This window comes from Rhizobium sp. CFBP 13726 (genome assembly GCF_014841925.1).
Classification (GTDB): domain Bacteria; phylum Pseudomonadota; class Alphaproteobacteria; order Rhizobiales; family Rhizobiaceae; genus Neorhizobium; species Neorhizobium soli.
Genome location: NZ_JACYUU010000001.1, coordinates 810,706 through 827,981 on the forward strand (window position 1 = coordinate 810,706; position 17,276 = coordinate 827,981).

A 17,276-nucleotide genomic window follows, 5' to 3' on the forward strand; every position below is an offset into this window, starting at 1 on the left:
GCATCTGCCATCAGTGGAGAAGCAGTCTTGAGCCCTTTGGTAGTTTGGTCGATCGCCATCGGCGTGATGCTGGCCTTGGCCTTTTATGTTACCCGCCTGGTCAAGCACAGTGACGAGCACAGCCTTCACGATATGGGACTGGCGATACTCGAATTCGGTCGCGCCTATCCTGCCGAAGCCATCAGGAGCCTGCACAGCACAGCCGATGCGAACACGATCTTTGTGCGACTGCACGACAATAAGTCAGGCATCATGCGCAACCGTGGCAATCATTTCGCATGCCACGTAATCCGGCCCGGCCGCGTGCGGGTCACGCCGACGCCCGAACCGAAAGGCTTTTCGGCCGAATTCCTGGACTCCCCGACACAGAACGGAACTTTCGTGTTCAAGAATGAAAACGAGGCGGCAGAAGTGTCGCTTTGGCTTCTCGACAATTACGTGAGCGTTGCCGATCGACAGCTTCCGGCCGAACCGCAGCCGGCTTCAAACACCGGCCGCTCCGATTAGGCCTTTAAGCGATACCCAGCCACTCACGGCAGTCCTTCAGCGCGCGAACCGACATCAACTGCCGTTTCATGATCGTCTTGTCCTTGCCGCGAAAGCGTTTGACGCCTTCGGGTTTGACGATCGAGCCGGGAGCAAGATCCGGGAACAGGCCGAAATTGACATTCATCGGCTGGAAGGACCGTTTGCCGGGCTCTTCGTCGTGGACCAGATGCCCCCCGGTGATATGCCCAAGCAGAGAACCGAAGGCCGTTGTCGCCGGCGGCGGGACGATTTCTTCGCCCTTGCGCTCGGCAGCCGCAAAACGACCAGCCAGAAGACCGATTGCCGAACTCTCCACATAGCCCTCGCAGCCGGTGATCTGACCGGCGAATCGCAGGCCCGGCCGGCTCTTCAAGGTCAGCGAGTGATCGAGCAGCATCGGTGACTGGATATAGGTGTTGCGATGGAGGCCGCCGAGCCGTGCGAATTCCGCGTTCTGCAGCCCCGGGATCATCCGGAAGATCTCGGCCTGCGCGCCATACTTCAGCTTGGTCTGGAACCCGACCATATTGTAGAGCGTGCCAAGTGCATTGTCCTGCCGCAGTTGGACGACGGCATAGGCCTTGACGGTCGGATTGTGGGAATTGGTAAGCCCCATCGGCTTCATCGGACCGTGGCGCAGCGTTTCGCGCCCACGCTCCGCCATGACCTCGATCGGCAGGCAGCCATCGAAATAGGGCGTGCCTTCCCATTCCTTGAAGCCGACCGTATCGCCCGCAATCAGTGCATCGAGAAAGGCATTGTACTGCGCTTCGTCGAGCGGGCAGTTGATGTAATCCTTGCCTGTGCCGCCGGGCCCGACCTTGTCGTAGCGCGACTGGTACCAGCAGATATCCATATCGATCGATTCGCGGTGGACGATCGGCGCGATCGCGTCGAAGAAGGCGAGCTGGTCCTCGCCGGTCTCGGCCTGGATCGACTTTGCGAGATCGGGCGACGTCAGAGGACCGGTCGCGACGACGGCCAAGTCCCATTCCGCCGGCGGTAGACCGTGAATTTCCTCTCGCACAACGGTGATCAGCGGATGGTTTTCGATCGCCTGCGTGACTGCATGAGAGAAACCGTCGCGGTCGACCGCAAGTGCGCCGCCGGCCGGGACCTGATTTTTGTCGGCGCAGGCCATGATCAAGGAGCCGGCCAGCCTCATTTCTGCGTGGATGACGCCGACGGCATTGGCCGTCGCATCATCGGAGCGGAAAGAGTTCGAGCAGACGAGCTCGGCGAGACCGTCCGTGCGGTGGGCATCGGTGCCGCGCACGCCGCGCATCTCGTGGAGAATGACGGGGATGCCGGCCTCAGCGATCTGCCAGGATGCTTCGGAGCCGGCTAGGCCGCCACCGACGACGTGGATTGGGGCAGGGGTAGACGAATTCGATATGGTGCTCATGTCCGGCTCATTATCACGGCATTCGAACGGCCGGAATCAAAAAGGCACCTAAAAAGGTGCCTCTGATCATTCCTTGGGTGTCTCTTTGATCTTTTCGGATCATTGCGACTATCGTTCTCTCGCCATCGCGACATCATATCGCGCTGGTCCATCTCAATGGATGGATTAACGGAAGGAACGAGCGGCGATGCCGCGGATGTCGTAGCGGGTCAGACCAATGTCGTTGAGCGCCTGGTTGGAGAGGCTGCCGAGTTCATTGATCGTACGGCGGTAGCTGATCCAGTTCTTAGCGATGCGGATCGGGTTCATTTGGTGTTTCCTCAATCATCTTTTTCCCAGTGATCTATCGTCACCGGCGATGAGCTTCATATAGGTGAGACGCGCGGAAAGGTGCAGTGCAAAAAATGTGCGACTGCCATGCGTTTGTGCAATGAGTTGATGCTTTTTGCAGCTTCGTACGAAAAAGCAGCAGCAGCCGTTTCGCTGCGTGAAGCACTATGCACAAACGAAAAACGCCTCCCGAAGGAGGCGCTTTTAAACGGTAGACCGTTGGTCGTTCTTTAGATTTTAGAAGCCGACTGCCGTGCGTGCAACGCGACGGATGTCGGAGCGGCCAATACCGAGGTCAGAGAGTTCGCGGTCCGACATGCGGCCGAGTTCCGAAACCGTTTCGCGGTACTTGCGCCAGTCGTTCAGCTTCTTTGCGATTTTCATGGTCGTTTCCTTCGATGGTCAATGCCGGCTAATTGCTTCCGGCTGCGTTGCTAATCGTTTTAAATGCTGCGCTGCGAAGGAAAAAGCGCGCATTTCGTATGCCACCTATGCATCTGTTGCATTGCATGCAGAAGGATCGTGCGGAAACTAGCTGTATCTGACCATAATTTGATCAGGCGCTGAATTTTACGTCTATTACACCCACAATGAAGGTGCGTCGGGCCGTTTCTGTCCTGCTCACCAGCTCCACCCGAGGCGAACGCAGTCTCGCTTCTGATCATCATCAAACAGGCGTCACAAACCTTCATTTTTCCTTTGCGTGTAGGAAAACGGGTGTTATAGAGACGCGCGCTCCGGAAGGCCTCTGGCCGCTAGAGTTTCGATGCCTAGGGGCGCGGGTATGGTGAAATTGGTAGACACGCCAGATTTAGGTTCTGGTGCCGCAAGGCGTGGGAGTTCAAGTCTCTCTACCCGCACCAGGATCGCTGGACGCGCTGTTCGCCGGTAACGGCAGGACGCGCTGCTTATGAAAGCCGCGGCTGGTCACTTTTTAGTTCCGGTGGTGTGCTCACGAAAAACACGAACGGCTGTATGGGCGCCGCCGCCACGATAAGAAGGTATAAAAATGCAGGTTACCGAAACGCTCGCTGAAGGGCTGAAGCGCGAAATCAAGGTCGTTATCCCTAAGCAGGATATGGAAGCCGAGCTCAACGTTCGTCTGGCCGATGCCAAGGACAAGGTTCGCATCAACGGATTCCGTCCGGGCAAGGTGCCGCTTTCACACCTCAAGAAGACCTATGGCAAGTCGATCATGGCTGATCTCGTCAACGAGATCGTCCGCGAACGCCCCACCAAGATTCTCTCCGAGCGCGGCGAGAAGTCGGCAACGCAGCCTTCGGTATCGATGACCGAAGACGAGGCGGAGGCCGAAAAGATCCTCAATGCACAGGCTGATTTCGAATTCACCCTGACCTATGAAGTGATCCCGCCGATCGAACTGAAGTCGACTGACGGTATCACCGTTGAGCGCGAAGTCGTTGAAGTGTCTGAAGACGAAGTCAACGAGCAGATCCTCAAGATCGCCGAAAGCGCTCGCACGTTCGAGACAAAGGATGGCGTTGCCGCTGAAGGCGACCGCGTCACCATGAACTACCTCGGCAAGGTCGATGGCGAAGCCTTCGATGGCGGCACTGCTGAAGACGCAGAACTGGTCATCGGTTCCGGTCGCTTCATCCCGGGCTTCGAAGACCAGCTGGTTGGCGTCAAGTCGGGCGACGAAAAGCAGATCACCGTGACCTTCCCGTCCGAATATCCGGCTCCGAACCTGGCTGGCAAGGACGCGACCTTCGACATCACCGTCAAGGATATCGCTGCTCCGGCTGCCGTCGAGATCAACGACGAACTTGCTTCGACGCTCGGCATCGAATCGGTCGATCGTCTGAAGGAAATCGTCCGCGGCCAGATCGAAAGCCAGTACGGCAACGTCACGCGTCAGAAGGTCAAGCGTCAGATCCTCGACCAGCTCGACGAGATGTACAAGTTCGACGCGCCGCAGGGCCTCGTTGACGCCGAGTTCGACAACATCTGGCGCCAGATCAACACCGATCTGCAGCAGTCGGGCAAGACGTTCGAAGACGAAGAAACGACTGAGGAAGAAGCACGCGAAGAATATCGCAAGCTTGCCGAACGTCGCGTCCGTCTCGGTCTGGTTCTCTCCGAAATCGGCGAAAAGGCCGGCGTCGAAGTAACCGAGGAAGAAATGCAGCGCGCACTCTACGCACAGCTGCAGCAGTTCCCGGGCCAGCAGAAGGAAATCCTTGATTTCTTCCGCAACACCCCAGGCGCTTCCGCTTCGCTGCGTGCCCCGATCTTTGAAGAAAAGGTCGTCGACCATCTCCTGTCTGAGGTCAAGGTCACCGACAAGACCGTGACGAAGGAAGAGTTGCTCGCCGAAGAAGAAGGCGAAGACGCCGACAAGCCTGCCAAGAAGAAGGCCTCGCCGAAGAAGGCAAAGGCTGAAGCTTCAGAGGCTGCAGAAGGCGAAGAAGCCGCTGCTCCGAAGAAGAAGGCAGCACCGAAGAAGAAGGCCGCTGAAGACAGCGCCGAGTAATCTTCTCAAATACGAATTGACGAAGGGCCGGGCAGGAAACTGCTCGGCCTTTTGCGTTGTGTTGCAAGCCCGCTGCTTGCGAAATCAACATGAATGCATCCGGCTGGCGGCATCCTGAAACCCCAAGACATCCGGCCCATCCCGTGACATAAGGCTCGCCGAACGCGTCCTCACTTTCCGGCAGCCATGATCCGCATCGAGAATATCAGCAAGTCCAACAGTTCCCGCATTCTCTACATCGAGACCTCTGCGGCGCTCAACCGCGGCGAAAAGATCGGTCTCGTTGGTCCGAACGGGGCGGGCAAGACGACACTGTTCCGGATGATCACCGGCCAGGAACTGCCCGATGAGGGACAGGTCACGGTCGAGAAGCATGTGACGATCGGCTATTTCAATCAGGACGTCGGAGAAATGTCGGGCGTCAGCGCCGTCACCGAGGTGATGGACGGGGCAGGGCCAGTCAGCAGCGTTGCCGCCGAACTGCGCTCGCTCGAAGCCGCGATGGTCGATCCCGACCGGATGGACGAGATGGATGCCATCATCGATCGCTATGGCGAGGTACAGGCGCGTTACGAGGAGCTGGACGGCTATGGGCTGGAAAGCCGCGCTCGCGAGGTTCTGGCAGGCCTCTCCTTCAGCGAAGAGATGATGGACGGCGACGTGGGCAAACTGTCCGGCGGCTGGAAGATGCGCGTGGCGCTTGCCCGCATCCTCTTGATGCGCCCGGACGTCATGCTGCTGGACGAACCGTCCAACCACCTGGATCTCGAAAGCCTGATCTGGCTTGAGGAGTTCCTCAAGAACTACGACGGCGCCTTGCTGATGACCTCGCATGACCGCGAGTTCATGAACCGCATCGTCAACAAGATCATCGAGATCGATGCCGGATCGCTCAACACCTATGCCGGCGATTACGGCTTCTACGAACAGCAGCGGGCGCAGAACGAGAAGCAGCAGCTGGCGCAGTTCGAGCGGCAGCAGGCGATGCTGGCGAAAGAGATCAAGTTCATCGAACGCTTCAAGGCGCGCGCGTCGCACGCAGCCCAGGTGCAGAGCCGTGTGAAGAAGCTCGACAAGATTGAGCGGGTGGAACCGCCGCGTCGCCGCCAGACGGTCGCCTTCGAATTCCAGCAGGCACCCCGTTCCGGTGAGGATGTCGCAAACCTGAAGGGTGTCCACAAGGCCTATGGCAGCCGCGTGATCTATGACGGACTGGATTTCATGATTCGCCGCAAGGAGCGCTGGTGCATCATGGGCATCAACGGCGCTGGCAAATCGACGCTTCTAAAGCTGATCGCCGGTTCGGCGGCACCCGATGTCGGATCCGTCTCGATCGGCGCCAGTGTAAAGATGGGCTATTTCGCCCAGCATGCCATGGATGTGCTGGATGGCGAGCAGACAGTGTTCGAATGGCTGGAATCCGAGTTCCCACGGGCCGGGCAGGGCGCGCTTCGAACCCTTGCCGGTTGCTTCGGCTTTTCAGGCGATGATGTGGAGAAGAGATGCCGGGTTCTGTCCGGTGGTGAAAAGGCCCGTCTCGTCATGGCGGCCATGCTGTTTGATCCGCCGAATTTCCTGGTGCTGGACGAGCCCACCAACCACCTGGATCTCGATACCAAGGAGATGCTGATCAAAGCCTTGGCTGACTATGACGGCACGATGCTGTTCGTCAGCCATGACCGGCATTTCCTGGCCGAACTGTCCAACCGGGTGTTGGAAGTGACCGCCGACGGCGTGCATCGTTTCGATGGCGGTTACACTGAGTATGTGGAGCGCACCGGCTACGAGGCGCCGGGTCTCGCAAGCTGATCCTGGACTGACCGACGCATCGTGACCAGGTCAAAGTGAGCAGCCTACATCACCGGGTGGTGATGTAGGCACGGTGTCATTCGTGGATCGTGTAGGATCCCATCTTGCAGAGGTCCTGCGAGTCCTCGAGGTCTTCGAGACCGGAATCCTCGGTGAATTCGAATCGCAGATCGTATTTGCAGACCTTGCGTCCGTCAGCGATGGTGATCTCGATGCTTTCGCCGGGCTCCAGAACATCCTTGCCGAACACATCTTCTTCCCAGTCGTCAACACCGACGGGCGACGTATAGAAACGCTCAAGCGTGCCGCTGGTCTTGTTCTTCAAGGTAAAGACGAGATCCGAGGCGTTGGATGTAGTGGTGCATGCAAAAAGAGCCGCCAGTGCAGCGGCCGCAATAAGTACAGTTTTTCTCACGGTAGTGTCCCTCAACCCAGAATTGGGGTAGGGAACATCTATCATTTCCAAAACCGCAGACAACGAGCATGTTGGTTCATCATTAATTGTAGAGTATTGATAAACCGCAACTAATTAAGCCGTGCAGCATTGTCGGTGTCATCGGCGGAGCGCGAGGTATCGCTGTGAAACCCGGCAGGAATACTGCTGAAAGTCCGGTTTAAGCCGCTGTGCTGTAGCGCCGCTCAGAGCGGCTTGCGATACTGGATAAACCCAGGGGCAACCGCGACCCGGTCATAGAGACGCCTCGCGGCTGTGTTGTCTTCCTGCGTCAGCCAGTAGAGCCGACCGGCATTCTGGTCGCGCGCGAGCAGCGCCACCTTCTCGATCAGGGCTTCCCCCACGCCGCGTCCACGCTGGCTGCTGTCGACGTAGAGGTCCTGCAGATAGCAGGTCATGTCGGGTAACCAGGTCGAGCGGTGGAAGACGACATGCACGATGCCGACCATCTTCCCGTTCTCGTCGAAAGCGCCAAGTGCCTGCAGGGGCTCGTCATCATGGTGAAAGCGGGACCACGTGATGTCGTACTGTTCTTTCGGCAGTTCCGACTCGTAGAACTCGAGATAGGCTCTGAACAGGGGTTCCCATGCGGCACGGTCGGCAGGCTCAAGCGGGCGGATTGTCGTCACGGGCATCTCCTCGAGCAAAAAACAGAAACGGCGGGGAGTATACCCCGCCGTTTGCTGAATTCTACTGAAGAGATGAGGCTTAGGCAGCCATGGCCGTCTTCAGGTTTTCATCGATCTTGTCGAGGAAGGCAGTCGTGGACAGCCAAGGCTGTTCCGGGCCGATCAGAAGCGCCAGATCCTTTGTCATGTAGCCCTGTTCAACCGTGTCGACGCAGACGGTTTCGAGCGTGGTGGCAAAGGTTGCCAATTCGGCGTTGTCATCCAGCTTCGCGCGGTGCGCAAGGCCACGGGTCCATGCGAAAATCGAGGCGATCGAGTTCGTCGAGGTTTCCTGGCCCTTCTGGTGCTGGCGGTAGTGACGCGTCACGGTGCCATGCGCAGCTTCGGCTTCGACCGTGCGGCCATCCGGCGACAAGAGAACCGAGGTCATCAGGCCGAGCGAGCCGAAGCCCTGTGCAACCGTGTCGGACTGGACGTCACCGTCGTAGTTCTTGCACGCCCAGACGTAACCGCCGGACCACTTCAGAGCCGATGCGACCATGTCGTCGATCAGGCGGTGTTCGTAGGTGATGCCGATTTCGGCGAACTTCGCCTTGAATTCGGTCTGGTAGACTTCTTCGAAGATATCCTTGAAGCGACCGTCATAGGCCTTGAGGATGGTGTTCTTGGTCGACAGGTAGACCGGCCACTTGCGCATCAGGCCGTACATCATCGAAGCGCGCGCGAATTCGCGGATCGATTCGTCGAGGTTGTACATCGCCATGGCAACGCCGGCGCCTGGGGCGTCGAACACGTCCTTCTCGATGACCTGGCCGTCTTCACCGACGAACTTGATCGTCAGCTTGCCCTTGCCGGGGAACTTGAAATCGGTCGCCTTGTACTGGTCGCCGAAGGCATGACGGCCGACGACGATCGGCTTGGTCCAGCCGGGAACGAGGCGCGGTACGTTCTGGCAGATGATCGGCTCGCGGAAGATAACGCCGCCGAGGATGTTGCGGATCGTGCCGTTCGGGCTCTTCCACATCTGCTTGAGATTGAATTCCTTCACGCGGTCTTCGTCCGGCGTGATCGTCGCGCACTTGATGCCGACGCCGTGCTTCTTGATCGCGTGGGCAGCATCGACCGTGACCTGGTCGTTCGTCGCATCACGGTTCTCGACGGAAAGGTCGTAATATTCGATGTCGAGATCGAGATAGGGAAGGATCAGCTTGTCCTTGATGAGCTGCCATATGATACGGGTCATCTCGTCGCCGTCGAGATCGACGACCGGGTTCGCTACCTTGATCTTCTGCATGGACTTCCTCTTGCCGTAATGGGCCGTTTAGGCCTCAAAAATGATCAACGGGGGCGCTATAGCATCGCGGGGAAGAGAACGCAAAGATGGTGCGGTCTGATATGGCGCGATTCGGTTAGAAAATTGGAACATGCGCTCGCCATCATCATACTGCCTGAAATTGGCCCTCAAGATTGAGCATTGCCAAACATCGGGCGCGGCGTAATGTCCGCCAAAACTCATCGCAGCACTGGATCTATGATATGCGGATACTCCCGCTTCTTTCTCTCTTCACCCTAATTTCCACCGGCGTTCTGGCGGCGGATGTGACCGATCCGGTAAAGGCGGTGATGAAGATCACCGAAGACAACTGGAATACCGTCGATAGCGACTGGAAGTCGCTGTTCGATCCCGAGCCGATCCAGCAGAATTTTAGCAAGTCGTTCCAGACTGCCTACTCGGAAGCGTCCAAGCACCCCGCTTACGAAACCGAAAACAATGCCCCCGGCGATCCGTTCGGCTACGACGTCGTCACGAGTTCGCAGGACGGCTGCCCGCTGAAAGACGTCACCATCGTGCCGGCACCGGCGGCAAATGGCGTGTCGGATGTGAAGGTCACGTTCAAGCAGTGGGCCTGCATCGATGATGCGGAAATGAAGGACAGCGTTTCGGAAGTGCATTTCGACGTCATCGAGGAAGACGGCAAGCCGGTCATCAAGGACATCCACCGCGTTGTCGAGAATGAAAGCGATTCGCTCGTCGAAGAGATGCAATCGATCGCCAAGGGCGAGTAGAGGGAAGCAAACCTTCTGAAAGCCTTGCTCTTCATCCATCCGGCGGCTATCTGCCCAGCCTGAAATTGTTGGGATTAAGCGATGTCAGGTACGAATAGCGAGCGCGAGCTCATTGCCGAGGGCCCGGCCATCATTCTGGTGGAACCGCAACTGGGCGAAAACATCGGCATGGTGGCGCGCGCCATGGCCAATTTCGGCTTGGCGGAACTGCGCCTCGTCAGTCCTCGTGATGGTTGGCCGAACGAGAAGGCGAGGTCTGCCGCGTCGAAGGCCGACCACGTCATCGATGGAGCCGTCGTCTTCGAGACGCTGGAAGACGCGACCCGCGACCTGAACTTCGTCTATGCCACGACGGCGCGCGAACGCTACGGCTTCAAGCCCGTTCGGTCACCGGTCTATGCGGCGTCCACATTGCGTGAGAAATTCAAGGCGGGTGAAAAGACCGGCATTCTGTTTGGCCGCGAACGCTGGGGTTTAAGCAACGAAGAGGTGGCGCTCGCCGACGAGATCGTCACCTTCCCTGTCAATCCGGCCTTCGCCTCGCTCAATATCGCCCAGGCGGTTTTGCTGATGTCCTATGACTGGATGAAATCCGGCATGGACGATATCGAGGAAACCCGCTTCCAGCCGATCGAGCAGCGGCCCTCGACGAAGGACCAAGTGTTCGGCATGTTCGAGCAGATCGAGGAAGCGCTCGATGCCCGAGGCTACTTCCATCCGCCTGAGAAGAAGCCGAAGATGATCGACAATCTGCGCGCGGTCCTTTCGCGGCGGAGCTTTTCGGAGCAGGAAGTCAGCGTGTTTCGCGGCGTGATCAAATCGCTGGATGCCTTTCCTCGTCAATGGCCACGAAAAACGACGCCGAGGCAGAAGAAGGCCGACGTGACCGAGGAGACCGAAGGCAATGGCGGCGACGAATGACCTGAAGCCGGTGCTGATGTTCGATTCGGGCATCGGCGGACTGACTGTGCTGCGTGAGGCGCGCGTGCTGATGCCAGAGCGCGGTTTCATCTATGTCGCCGACGACGCGGGCTTCCCATACGGCGGATGGGAGGAGGAGGCGCTGACGGCGCGGATCCTGTCGCAGTTCGAGCGCCTGCTGAACGACTACCAGCCGGAAATCTCCATCATCGCCTGCAATACAGCGTTCACGCTGGCAGGGGCGGCGCTTCGGGAACGGTTTCCCGAAATGACATTCGTCGGCACCGTGCCGGCGATCAAGCCTGCAGCCGAGCGAACCCGCTCCGGCCTCGTGTCCGTCCTCGCAACGCCCGGCACCGTCAAGCGCGCCTATACGCGTGATCTGATCCAGTCCTTCGCCACCCAGTGCCACGTCCGGCTTGTCGGATCGGAAAACCTCGCCCGCATGGCGGAAGCCTATATCCGCGGCGAGACCCTGTCGGACGACTCGGTCCTAGCCGAAATCATGCCCTGCTTCGTCGAGAAGGACGGCCGCAAGACCGATATCGTCGTTCTCGCCTGTACGCATTATCCCTTCATGGCGAACCTGTTCCGCCGCCTGGCACCCTGGCCGGTCGACTGGCTCGATCCGGCGGAAGCGATCGCCCGACAGGCCCGGCGCAAGGTGCCGCTTCTGGAGGGTGCACAACACCCCGGCGAATTCGACTTCGCGGTGTTCACCTCAGGCAATCCGGATTTCGCCACGCAGCGGCTGATGCAAGGGTTTGGTTTGCGGGTCTAGCCCTCTTGTCATCGGCTGAATTCGGTGGCTTGCTCGGCCTATCGGATCAGGAGCAGACACGATGTCGATTGAAAACTGGCTGGCCTTCGTCGCCGCATCCGCCATTCTTCTGGCCATTCCCGGACCGACGATTTTGCTCGTGATCTCCTATGCGATGACGCACGGGCGAAAGGTTGCGACTGCGACAGTCGCTGGCGTGGCACTCGGGGACTTCACGGCAATGACCGCCTCGATGCTGGGGTTGGGCGCCTTGCTCGCCACATCGGCGATGCTGTTCACGATCCTCAAATGGGTGGGCGCCGCCTATCTCATCTATCTCGGCATCAAACTGTGGCGCGCACCCGTGATGGATCCAGAGGTCGCAGCCGGCGAGGCGGAGTTGCCGCAAGCCAGACCGTTGCGCATCCTGCTGCACACTTACGTGGTCACCGCGCTTAATCCGAAAGGCATCGTGTTCTTCGTCGCCTTCCTGCCGCAGTTTCTCGATCTGTCAAAACCGCTGTTCTTTCAGATGGCTGTCTTCGAGATGACGTTTCTGGTTCTGGCGACGATCAACGCCACGCTCTACGGGCTTCTCGCCTCCCTGGCCCGCAACCAGATCCGCAGGCCACGGGTACAGAAAATCGTCAACCGGACCGGTGGTTCGCTGATGATCGGGGCAGGGCTTTTGTCGCTCGGCTTCAAGAGGGCAGCGGCCTGACCGCAAAGCCTGTGCATTTCCTCTCTTGCACGGCGAAACGAATCCCTTTCTCTGTTAGTGAGAATGTTTGGCGGTCATTGACCGCGTGTAGACGGCATACGAGGTAAGGCATTGCAGGTCGGCATCGATATGGGAACTCTGACCGGGGGTGATCCGGCCAAGCTCGATATCGAGGAGCTTCTGGCAACGCGTCTCCTCGTCCAGGGCAACTCGGGCTCGGGCAAGTCGCATCTTCTGCGGCGGCTGCTGGAACAGTCCGCACCGTGGGTCCAGCAGGTCGTGATCGATCCGGAAGGTGATTTCGTCACGCTGGCCGACAAGTACGGTCATGTCGTCGTCGATGGCGAGCGCACCGAAGCCGAACTCGCGGGCATTGCCAACCGTATCCGCAAGAACCGCGTGTCCTGCGTCCTGACCCTCGAAGGCCTTGATCTCGAAGAGCAGATGCGCGCCGCCGCCGCCTTTTTGAACGGCCTGTTCGATGCCGATCGCGACTACTGGTATCCGGTTCTGGTCGTGGTCGACGAAGCCCAGATGTTTGCGCCATCGGTTGGTGGCGACGTCTCCGAAGATGCCCGCAAGATGTCGCTCGGGGCCATGACCAACCTGATGTGCCGTGGCCGTAAGCGCGGTCTGGCCGGCGTCATTGCCACGCAGCGCCTGGCAAAGCTTGCCAAGAACGTCGCAGCCGAGGCCTCCAACTTCCTCATGGGCCGCACCTTTCTCGATATTGACATGGCCCGCGCCGCTGACCTGCTCGGCATGGATCGGCGTCAGGCGGAAATGTTCCGCGATCTGAAGCGCGGCAACTTCGTCGCGCTCGGCCCAGCTCTGTCGCGGCGGCCGCTGCCGATCATCATCGGCAATGTCGAGACATCGGCCCGTTCGTCCAGCCCGAAGCTGATGCCGCTGCCGGACGCGCATCTGGATGTCGAAGGTCTCATCTTCACGCCGGATCCAGAAGAGTTCACCCGGCCTTTGACGGCGAACCGCCGCCAGGCGCCGGCGCCACGACCGACCACCGATATTCTGGCGGAACTCTCGCGCTCGACGCCTGCTTCCCTTCAGCCGGCTGCCGCCGAGCCGCGGACGCCGCTGCCCGTGCTTACGGTCGAGGAGCGTGAGGATCGGCTGATGGCGGTCATGGCGGAGATCCTCGATGATCCGCAATCTGCCTATCGAACGGATGCGGTTCTCTATCAGGACTTCCTCGTTCGCGCCCGCATGCGTCGTCTGCCGGGCCCGCCGCTGTCACTCAGCGATTTCCGTCGCCGCACGGCGATTGCCCGTTCCGGCGTCGATGCTGCGATGGCATCGAGCGAAGCCTGGACGACGGTGCTGTCCATGTCGAACAGTGTTTCGGATGATCTTCAGGGCGTGTTTCTGATGATGGCAAAGGCGGCACTCGGCGGCGAACCATGCCCGTCCGATGCACGCATTGCCCGCGCCTACGGCACGCACTCCGCGCGCCGCGCACGCCGTCTGCTGGGCTATTTCGAAGAGCAGGGGCTGGTCGTGGTCCATTCCGACTTCACCGGCAAGCGCATCGTCGCGTTTCCGGAGCTGCAGGCGGAAACGGCGCCCGGCAGTGCCGAAGCGCCTGACGAGGGCGATCTCAAGATTGCTGCGGAATAAGCCCGCAGCGACCCGGCTGCTGTTGACATTTTGATGACAGCCGCCTAAAGACCCGCCAACGCCGGGTGGCAACACCGGGTGTTTCAACGACATGTCCCGTGGCACTCTCCGAACGCTTTTCGTGAGAAGCCTGTCAGAACCTCTAAATCGAGGTTCAGAGGAGGGCGTGTTTCCTTCATCCGGTTCGGCAACGAACCGGTGTAACTTTCTGAAAGGAAATACGATGAGCAAGCGCGAATCGTCTAAGTACAAAATCGATCGCCGTATGGGCGAAAACATCTGGGGCCGCCCGAAGTCGCCGGTTAACCGCCGCGAATACGGTCCTGGCCAGCACGGTCAGCGCCGCAAGGGCAAGCTTTCCGACTTCGGTGTGCAGCTGCGCGCCAAGCAGAAGCTGAAGGGCTACTACGGCGACATCCGCGAGAAGCAGTTCCGCGCGATCTATGAAGAAGCCAACCGCCGCAAGGGCGACACCGGCGAAAACTTGATCGGCCTGCTGGAATCGCGTCTGGACGCCATCGTCTACCGCGCAAAGTTCGTCCCGACGGTTTTCGCTGCTCGTCAGTTCGTCAACCACGGCCACGTCACGGTCAATGGCGTCAAGGTCAACATCGGTTCGTACCGCTGCAAGGCTGGCGACGTTGTCGAAGTTCGCCAGAAGTCGAAGCAGATGGTCACCGTTCTGGAAGCCGTTTCGCTCGCAGAACGCGACGTTCCTGACTACATCGAAGTCGATCACAACAAGATGGTTGCCACCTTCGCTCGCATCCCGAGCCTGGCCGATGTACCCTACGCGGTCATCATGGAACCGTCGCTGGTCGTCGAATTCTACTCGCGTTAATAGCGACACCATTTCAGACAAATGGCCCCGAGAGGGGCCATTTTTGTATCTGGTGTCATGTCGGACCCACAAAAAAGCCGCTCCTTTCGGGGCGGCTTTTTGCTTGTCTCTTCCGGTCATTCTTACCTGGAAGAGGTTTTCTTCTTTTCCGACTTAACCGACGTCTCGACGGTAGTCGACGTGTTGGTGTCCGTCAGCTGGACCGTCTCGTGTTGTGCGTCGCCCTTCGGCAGCTCGCCCATCCGGTTCCACGCATCAAGCCCGGCGATCTTGTAGGCTTCCGCAAGCGTCGGGTAGTTGAAGGTATTCTCGACGAAGTACTCGACGGTGCCCTTCAGGTTGAGAACCGCCTGGCCGATATGCACGAGTTCGGTAGCGTTCTCGCCGATGATGTGCACGCCGAGGAGACGTCGCGTCTTCAGAGAGAAGATTAGCTTCAACATGCCGTGGTCGAGGCCCATGATGTGGCCGCGCGAAGTCTCGCGGAAACGGGCGATGCCGCATTCGTAGGGAATGCCGCGCTCCTTCATTTCCTCTTCCGTCAGGCCGCAGGTCGAAATCTCCGGCACGGCGTAGATCCCGTAAGGAAAATACTTCGGTGGCTCCTTGGCAATTGCGCCGACGGCGACGCGAGCGGCAATTCGGCCCTGTTCCATCGATGTCGAGGCAAGGCTCGGAAAGCCGATGACATCGCCCGCGGCATAGATGCCGGGGACGGAGGTCTCGAAGGTTTCCGGATTGACCTTCAGACGGCCGCGGTTATCGGCGTCGAGGCCGGCTGCTGCCAGGTTGAGGCTGTCGGTCGCGCCCATGCGGCCGGCGGCAAACAGCACCATGTCGGTGATGATCTTGCGTCCGGTATCGATCGTGACCGAGACCTTACCGTCGGCAAGGTGCTCCACCTTCTCGACCTTCTGGCCCAGCAACAGCTTCATGTTGCGGTCGCGCAGCTGGTAGGTGAAATCCTCGATGATCTCCTTGTCGATGAAGTCGAGCATCGTCGCCTTTGGATCGATGACGGTGACGGCGGTGTCGAGAGCGGAAAAGATCGTCGCATATTCGATACCGATAACGCCGGCACCGATGACGACCATCGAGCGCGGCAGTTTTTCGATTTCGAGCAGTTCGTCGCTGTCGATGACCGTCTTGCCGTCGAAGGGCATGTAGTCTGGGCGGAACGGGCGCGTGCCGACAGCAAGCAGGATGCTTTTGGCTTTGACCTGAACCGCCTCTCCGTCGTCCTTCAGCACTTCCATCGTATCGGTCGACAGAAAGCTCGCCTTGCCACGAAGGTGCTGGACGCGGTTGCGGGCGAACTGGTGTTCGAGCACCTCGACTTCATGGTCGAGCGTGATCAGTAACCGGCGGCGAAGGTCTTCGGCGCTGATCTCTTCCTTGACCCGGTAGGATCGGCCGTAGAACCCGCGCTCGCGCCAGCCGGAGAGGTTCAGCGCGGTTTCGCGCAGCGTCTTTGATGGGATGGTGCCGGTATGCACGGAAACGCCGCCCACCCGTCGGCCCTGCTCGATGACGAGCACTTTCCGGTCGAGCTTGGCGGCTTGAATGGCTGCGCGGCGACCGGCAGGGCCGCTTCCGACAACAATGAGGTCGTACTGGTTCATGGACTGCTCCGCTTCTCGAATCCGGCTGTTACGCTGCAATAGCCTACCTGCGTCGTCTCCTACCAATCTATTCTGAATGTTTGATTGCAGGAAAGGCCGCAAGCGTAGAACGGCTGTCTCGGGTTGCGTATGTTTTGTGCAGAAAAATAGGATGCACAAAAAACGTCTTGACCCTCGCCGGGAAATGTCTTTCATTCGAACCAATCATGAATTGGTCCGGACAATGGTACGTTCAATGCAGACCGAACCCCAAGACAATTCCTACTACGCGTTGGAGAAGCTCCGCGATCTGATTCACTCGGAGAAATTCGGAGCGGAAGGGCGGCTGCCGACGGAGCGGGCGCTTGCTGAAACGCTCAATGTCGGGCGCCGTGCTGTTCGACGGGCGCTTGAGGTGCTCGAGTCGGAGGGGCTGATCTGGCGCCGCCAGGGTGCCGGAACCTTTGTCGGCGAAAAGCCTGACGGCTGGAGCGACCACGTCGACGCGCTGGTTGCCGGTACCGACATCATGGAAATCATGGAGGTTCGCCTTCGCCTGGAGCCACAGCTCGCCCAGCTTGCAGCGATGCGTGCAAAGCCCGCCGAAATCGAGCGCATGCGCTACCTGGCAGACAAGACCGGCCAGAGTTCGGATGCGGATTCCAAGGAACTCTGGGATGGATCGCTGCACCGCCAGATCGCGCAAAGCGCCGGCAACAAGCTGTTCCTGTCGATCTTCGACGTGGTCAACCGCATCCGTCAGGATGCCGCGTGGCAATCCATTCGTGAGCGTGCGCGCAAGACCGGAACCAATGGCCGCACGTCGTACCAGCAGCATATCGCAATCGTCGACGCCATCGCCGCCCGCGATCCGGGCCGGGCAGGCGAGGCGATGCGCGAGCATCTTCTGATGCACCAGGAGCGGCTGATCCGGGCCACCTCGCTCGAGGCCCTCGATGACCATTCGCCGGAAGGCGAGCAGATCGGTATCCGCGACGACGACACGCTCAGCGTTGCGTCCTAGCCATCCCAGACTGCCGGCCACAAAGGCCGGCCAACAAGAACAATGACCGACAAACCT

Annotated in this window: 17 protein-coding genes and 1 tRNA gene; 11 read left to right on the forward strand and 7 right to left on the reverse strand. The window is 59.3% G+C overall.

What is annotated here, in order from left to right:
• Window positions 1-27 precede the first annotated feature (27 nt).
• Window positions 28-507 carry a hypothetical protein gene (locus IFT66_RS03980; protein ID WP_342344742.1) on the forward strand — a complete coding sequence of 160 codons (480 nt, stop codon included), beginning with the start codon at window positions 28-30 and terminating at the stop codon, window positions 505-507.
• Window positions 508-511: 4 nt separating this feature from the next.
• On the opposite strand, the gene trmFO is transcribed toward IFT66_RS03980, so the two are convergent.
• The 3 genes from trmFO to IFT66_RS03995 form a co-directional block, all read right to left on the reverse strand.
• Window positions 512-1,933: a methylenetetrahydrofolate--tRNA-(uracil(54)-C(5))-methyltransferase (FADH(2)-oxidizing) TrmFO gene (gene trmFO, locus IFT66_RS03985; RefSeq protein WP_062457512.1), complete on the reverse strand. Its 1,422-nt coding sequence runs from the start codon at window positions 1,931-1,933 to the stop codon at window positions 512-514.
• Between the two features lie 165 nt (window positions 1,934-2,098).
• Entirely contained in the window at window positions 2,099-2,242 is a 144-nt protein-coding gene (locus IFT66_RS03990; protein WP_082471896.1) for a DUF1127 domain-containing protein, read from the reverse strand.
• A gap of 258 nt (window positions 2,243-2,500) precedes the next feature.
• On the reverse strand, window positions 2,501-2,647 hold the full coding sequence (locus IFT66_RS03995; protein ID WP_082471897.1) for a DUF1127 domain-containing protein: 147 nt from the start codon (window positions 2,645-2,647) through the stop codon (window positions 2,501-2,503).
• A 394-nt stretch (window positions 2,648-3,041) separates the two neighbouring features.
• Between IFT66_RS03995 and IFT66_RS04000 the strand changes: the two genes are divergently transcribed.
• The 3 genes from IFT66_RS04000 (at window position 3,042) to IFT66_RS04010 (ending at window position 6,566) form a co-directional block, all read left to right on the forward strand.
• Window positions 3,042-3,126, forward strand: a tRNA-Leu gene (locus IFT66_RS04000).
• Window positions 3,127-3,272: 146 nt separating this feature from the next.
• Window positions 3,273-4,757: a trigger factor gene (tig, locus tag IFT66_RS04005; protein WP_062457509.1), complete on the forward strand. Its 1,485-nt coding sequence runs from the start codon at window positions 3,273-3,275 to the stop codon at window positions 4,755-4,757.
• 186 nt (window positions 4,758-4,943) lie between these two features.
• Entirely contained in the window at window positions 4,944-6,566 is a 1,623-nt protein-coding gene (locus IFT66_RS04010) for an ABC-F family ATP-binding cassette domain-containing protein (protein WP_192076819.1), read from the forward strand.
• A gap of 76 nt (window positions 6,567-6,642) precedes the next feature.
• On the opposite strand, the gene IFT66_RS04015 is transcribed toward IFT66_RS04010, so the two are convergent.
• The 3 genes from IFT66_RS04015 to IFT66_RS04025 all read right to left on the reverse strand — a co-directional run bounded on the left by IFT66_RS04015 (window position 6,643) and on the right by IFT66_RS04025 (window position 8,943).
• Entirely contained in the window at window positions 6,643-6,963 is a 321-nt protein-coding gene (locus tag IFT66_RS04015; protein ID WP_430251944.1) for a hypothetical protein, read from the reverse strand.
• A gap of 242 nt (window positions 6,964-7,205) precedes the next feature.
• Window positions 7,206-7,649 carry a GNAT family N-acetyltransferase gene (locus IFT66_RS04020; protein WP_342344743.1) on the reverse strand — a complete coding sequence of 148 codons (444 nt, stop codon included), beginning with the start codon at window positions 7,647-7,649 and terminating at the stop codon, window positions 7,206-7,208.
• A gap of 79 nt (window positions 7,650-7,728) precedes the next feature.
• Entirely contained in the window at window positions 7,729-8,943 is a 1,215-nt protein-coding gene (locus IFT66_RS04025) for an NADP-dependent isocitrate dehydrogenase (RefSeq protein WP_192076821.1), read from the reverse strand.
• Between the two features lie 242 nt (window positions 8,944-9,185).
• Here IFT66_RS04025 and IFT66_RS04030 point away from each other — a divergent pair, with 242 nt between their 5' ends.
• From IFT66_RS04030 to rpsD, 6 genes are all read left to right on the forward strand, one after another.
• Entirely contained in the window at window positions 9,186-9,716 is a 531-nt protein-coding gene (locus IFT66_RS04030; protein ID WP_062457497.1) for a hypothetical protein, read from the forward strand.
• 81 nt (window positions 9,717-9,797) lie between these two features.
• Window positions 9,798-10,637, forward strand: a complete 840-nt coding sequence (locus IFT66_RS04035; protein ID WP_062580361.1) for an RNA methyltransferase — start codon at window positions 9,798-9,800, stop codon at window positions 10,635-10,637.
• Entirely contained in the window at window positions 10,621-11,418 is a 798-nt protein-coding gene (gene murI / locus IFT66_RS04040; protein WP_192076822.1) for a glutamate racemase, read from the forward strand. Before IFT66_RS04035 ends, murI begins: the two co-directional genes overlap by 17 nt.
• A gap of 61 nt (window positions 11,419-11,479) precedes the next feature.
• A complete protein-coding gene (locus IFT66_RS04045; protein WP_113110956.1) occupies window positions 11,480-12,118 on the forward strand; it encodes a LysE family translocator in 639 nt (212 codons plus the stop codon).
• A gap of 111 nt (window positions 12,119-12,229) precedes the next feature.
• Window positions 12,230-13,753, forward strand: a complete 1,524-nt coding sequence (locus IFT66_RS04050; protein WP_062457485.1) for an ATP-binding protein — start codon at window positions 12,230-12,232, stop codon at window positions 13,751-13,753.
• A 223-nt stretch (window positions 13,754-13,976) separates the two neighbouring features.
• Window positions 13,977-14,594: a 30S ribosomal protein S4 gene (rpsD, locus tag IFT66_RS04055; protein WP_062457482.1), complete on the forward strand. Its 618-nt coding sequence runs from the start codon at window positions 13,977-13,979 to the stop codon at window positions 14,592-14,594.
• Window positions 14,595-14,716: 122 nt separating this feature from the next.
• Here rpsD and sthA read toward each other — a convergent pair whose 3' ends face one another.
• Window positions 14,717-16,216, reverse strand: a complete 1,500-nt coding sequence (gene sthA, locus IFT66_RS04060) for a Si-specific NAD(P)(+) transhydrogenase (protein WP_192076823.1) — start codon at window positions 16,214-16,216, stop codon at window positions 14,717-14,719.
• A gap of 235 nt (window positions 16,217-16,451) precedes the next feature.
• Here sthA and IFT66_RS04065 point away from each other — a divergent pair, with 235 nt between their 5' ends.
• Window positions 16,452-17,219 carry a FadR/GntR family transcriptional regulator gene (locus IFT66_RS04065; RefSeq protein WP_113110955.1) on the forward strand — a complete coding sequence of 256 codons (768 nt, stop codon included), beginning with the start codon at window positions 16,452-16,454 and terminating at the stop codon, window positions 17,217-17,219.
• The last annotated feature ends 57 nt before the right edge of the window (window positions 17,220-17,276 follow it).

Bases quoted from the DNA above. Each gene is read 5' to 3' on its own strand.
- IFT66_RS04025 (WP_192076821.1), bottom strand. From the start codon at position 8,943: ATGCAGAAGATCAAGGTAGCGAACCCGGTCGTCGATCTCGACGGCGAC.
- trmFO (WP_062457512.1), bottom strand. From the start codon at position 1,933: ATGAGCACCATATCGAATTCGTCTACCCCTGCCCCAATCCACGTCGTC.
- rpsD (WP_062457482.1), top strand. From the start codon at position 13,977: ATGAGCAAGCGCGAATCGTCTAAGTACAAAATCGATCGCCGTATGGGC.
- murI (WP_192076822.1), top strand. From the start codon at position 10,621: ATGGCGGCGACGAATGACCTGAAGCCGGTGCTGATGTTCGATTCGGGC.
- IFT66_RS03990 (WP_082471896.1), bottom strand. From the start codon at position 2,242: ATGAACCCGATCCGCATCGCTAAGAACTGGATCAGCTACCGCCGTACG.
- IFT66_RS04065 (WP_113110955.1), top strand. From the start codon at position 16,452: ATGCAGACCGAACCCCAAGACAATTCCTACTACGCGTTGGAGAAGCTC.
- IFT66_RS04010 (WP_192076819.1), top strand. From the start codon at position 4,944: ATGATCCGCATCGAGAATATCAGCAAGTCCAACAGTTCCCGCATTCTC.
- IFT66_RS04030 (WP_062457497.1), top strand. From the start codon at position 9,186: ATGCGGATACTCCCGCTTCTTTCTCTCTTCACCCTAATTTCCACCGGC.
- tig (WP_062457509.1), top strand. From the start codon at position 3,273: ATGCAGGTTACCGAAACGCTCGCTGAAGGGCTGAAGCGCGAAATCAAG.
- IFT66_RS03995 (WP_082471897.1), bottom strand. From the start codon at position 2,647: ATGAAAATCGCAAAGAAGCTGAACGACTGGCGCAAGTACCGCGAAACG.
- IFT66_RS04035 (WP_062580361.1), top strand. From the start codon at position 9,798: ATGTCAGGTACGAATAGCGAGCGCGAGCTCATTGCCGAGGGCCCGGCC.
- IFT66_RS04045 (WP_113110956.1), top strand. From the start codon at position 11,480: ATGTCGATTGAAAACTGGCTGGCCTTCGTCGCCGCATCCGCCATTCTT.
- sthA (WP_192076823.1), bottom strand. From the start codon at position 16,216: ATGAACCAGTACGACCTCATTGTTGTCGGAAGCGGCCCTGCCGGTCGC.